At 47.0% G+C, this 2,359-nt stretch carries 1 tRNA gene, 2 rRNA genes and 3 pseudogenes; 3 read left to right on the top strand and 3 right to left on the bottom strand.

Features of this window, described 5'->3' with window-relative positions:
• From rrf (ACMHXE_RS18500) to rrf (ACMHXE_RS18490), 3 genes are all read left to right on the top strand, one after another.
• Positions 1-86 (top strand): 5S ribosomal RNA (rrf, locus tag ACMHXE_RS18500); the annotation flags it as partial.
• Between the two features lie 50 nt (positions 87-136).
• Positions 137-212, top strand: a tRNA-Thr gene (locus tag ACMHXE_RS18495).
• Positions 213-252: 40 nt separating this feature from the next.
• A 5S ribosomal RNA gene (gene rrf / locus ACMHXE_RS18490) occupies positions 253-368 on the top strand.
• Positions 369-814: 446 nt separating this feature from the next.
• On the opposite strand, the pseudogene ACMHXE_RS18485 reads toward rrf (ACMHXE_RS18490), so the two are convergent.
• The 3 pseudogenes from ACMHXE_RS18485 to ACMHXE_RS18475 all read right to left on the bottom strand — a co-directional run.
• Positions 815-1,015: pseudogene (locus tag ACMHXE_RS18485) on the bottom strand (transposase); the annotation flags it as partial.
• Between the two features lie 16 nt (positions 1,016-1,031).
• A pseudogene (locus ACMHXE_RS18480) lies at positions 1,032-1,459 on the bottom strand (transposase); the annotation flags it as partial.
• Positions 1,460-1,513: 54 nt separating this feature from the next.
• Positions 1,514-1,759 (bottom strand): annotated as a pseudogene (locus tag ACMHXE_RS18475) (helix-turn-helix domain-containing protein); the annotation flags it as partial.
• Positions 1,760-2,359: the final 600 nt, after the last annotated feature.

Here is a 2,359-nt window from a genome sequence, read left to right as displayed (position 1 = left end):
GATCCCATCCCGAACTCAGAAGTGAAACGCAATCGCGCCGATGGTAGTGTGGGGTCTCCCCATGTGAGAGTAGGTCATCGCCAGACGCCCAATTTATGATTTTCACTTTAGATAAAGTGAAATCAAAGTTGAATTTGCTGATATGGCTCAGTCGGTAGAGCGCATCCTTGGTAAGGATGAGGTCCCCAGTTCGATTCTGGGTATCAGCACCATATTCAGCTGCTAGGCACTAAATAGCAGCAACAAAATTTGTCTGGTGACAATAGCATTGTGGTCCCACCTGATCCCATCCCGAACTCAGAAGTGAAACGCAATCGCGCCAATGGTAGTGTGGGGTCTCCCCATGTGAGAGTAGGTCATCGCCAGACGCCCAATAAAATGAAAATCCCCAGCACTCTGTGTTGGGGATTTTTCGTTTTAATAGCATTTTGATATGTCCACTCTCACATGGGGAAGATAAAGAGTCCGAACGCAGTGAGGCACAATCCCATGTGGAGTAGGGTGAGGTTGTCGTGTTTATCAAACTCAGTTTGATGCGACAAACGAACGCGCAGAGCTTGCTCGAAGCTGGCCATCGCCAGACGCCTAACAAACAAAAAAGCCCTAGCTGAATGCTAGGGCTTTTTTGTTTGTCTCGCTTCCAGCGAGCACGACTTAACATGCAGCCCAAAGCTGCTGGCGCAGTGTGTGCCCCTCAGCTCGCAGCCAAGCTGCTTCGCGCTCCAGCCATCTATCAAGCTGTGCTTGATGAGCAGATGTCTTTCGCCCCCATGTGAGATGGTGCTGGGGAGATATTGAGAATGGCTCGACTGGTTTATCTGGTCAGATTTATCCAACCTCTGGAGCACAGAGATTTCACCCGACCAGTATCCTCAATGAAGGTATTCCAGGCTCGGGATACTTGCTCAACAGTTTGCTCGTAGCAATCGAATACTCGGTTGGAAAGACAGTGTTGTCTGAGCCATTGCCAAACTTGCTCCATCGGGTTCAGCTCTGGGGAATAGGCGGGTTGCTTATACCAATCTGATTAATTATCTGGTCAGATTTATCCAGTCCCTGGAGCACAGAGATTTCACCCGACCAGTATCCTCAATGAAGGTATTCCAGGCTCGGGATACTTGCTCAACAATTTACCCGTAGCAATCGAATACTCGGTTGGAAAGACAGTGTTGTCTGAGCCATTGCCAAACTTGCTCCATTGGGTTCAGCTCTGAGGAATAAGTGGGCAACTTAATCAAAGTGAGTCAAGGTGAAGCATCATGGCATCTTTGTTGACCAAGGGCGTAATCAATGCTTCCGTTTTACCGTTACTTGGGCAGACTGCTCCAAACAGATACCCATAATCAAACTGCTGCTGTTTGACGACACGGGACGGCTACCCCCGTTTTGCCCAAAGTCTTGTCGTTTGGTTTTGTTGGCCAAATCTGGCTTCGTCTTGGAACCACACATCCACACGCTCAAGTGGAAGATGACCCGGGATGAGACTGAAATCAAGCGCATGGAGTAAGCGGTACACATTGGTCAAGCTATAGCTCACATGCAGGTCGTTACCGATATAAACTCTGATATCTTCAGCTATTAAGCGTCCACCATCCTGCTTGATGGCATTCTTCTCGATAAACTTTTTAAGTTGCTCTAATTGATGAGGAGAGAGTTGATTGGGTTGTCCGGGTTTAGGTTTATCAAGCAAACCATTGAGCCCATCAGCCAGGTAATTTGCGACCCAAGTATTAACACTAGTGCGACTCACACCAAGCAGGGCTGTTAAGGAGATAGTTGCCCGCGCATATTCTTGATAAATGCAGCGGCCGCAACTGAGTTAATGAATATCCTTTTAGTTTGCCTTTGCAGAGTAGTAGGTATTAATCGTTTATCTCTAGCTATTGAGTAATGCTCTAGGTTGGCTTCAGGCTGAAAGCAGAGCAATGTGGTTTGTAGGCGCAGTTATTTATCGTTGGCTGCATGAACATCTCGGGTATTCAGAGTCGATGAGCCGCGCAGTTAAAGCTTGGGGTTCTGGCTTCGAGGCTATGAACTTGGGCGCAACCCTGTACAGGATGAGAAAACATTTTAGTAATTATACTAAATCTTGATTATTTCTGACTGGTTTCATGACTAATAAGGTGTATTACATTGGGTGAATCTTTCCCCTGAGTCTGACTACCAGAATTGTTTATACAAATAGGTTTGTGGATAAGTCTGTGGTTAATGGGTAGGTAAGCTGTGTGGTTGAGCGGGGTTTCTACAGTCAGTCAATAAAGTGGTTTTTTCTTTTAAAAAGCCCTTGCACAAAAGTTCAGGCTCCCTATAATGCGCTCCCACTGACACGGCACAGCGGCAACGCGAAAGACGTGACAGG

This window comes from Shewanella sp. BJSY2023SW007 (genome assembly GCF_047314525.1).
Classification (GTDB): Bacteria; Pseudomonadota; Gammaproteobacteria; order Enterobacterales; family Shewanellaceae; genus Shewanella; species Shewanella chilikensis.
Note: the sequence above shows the minus strand (reverse complement) of the source record. Positions and strands in the feature narration are given on the sequence as shown.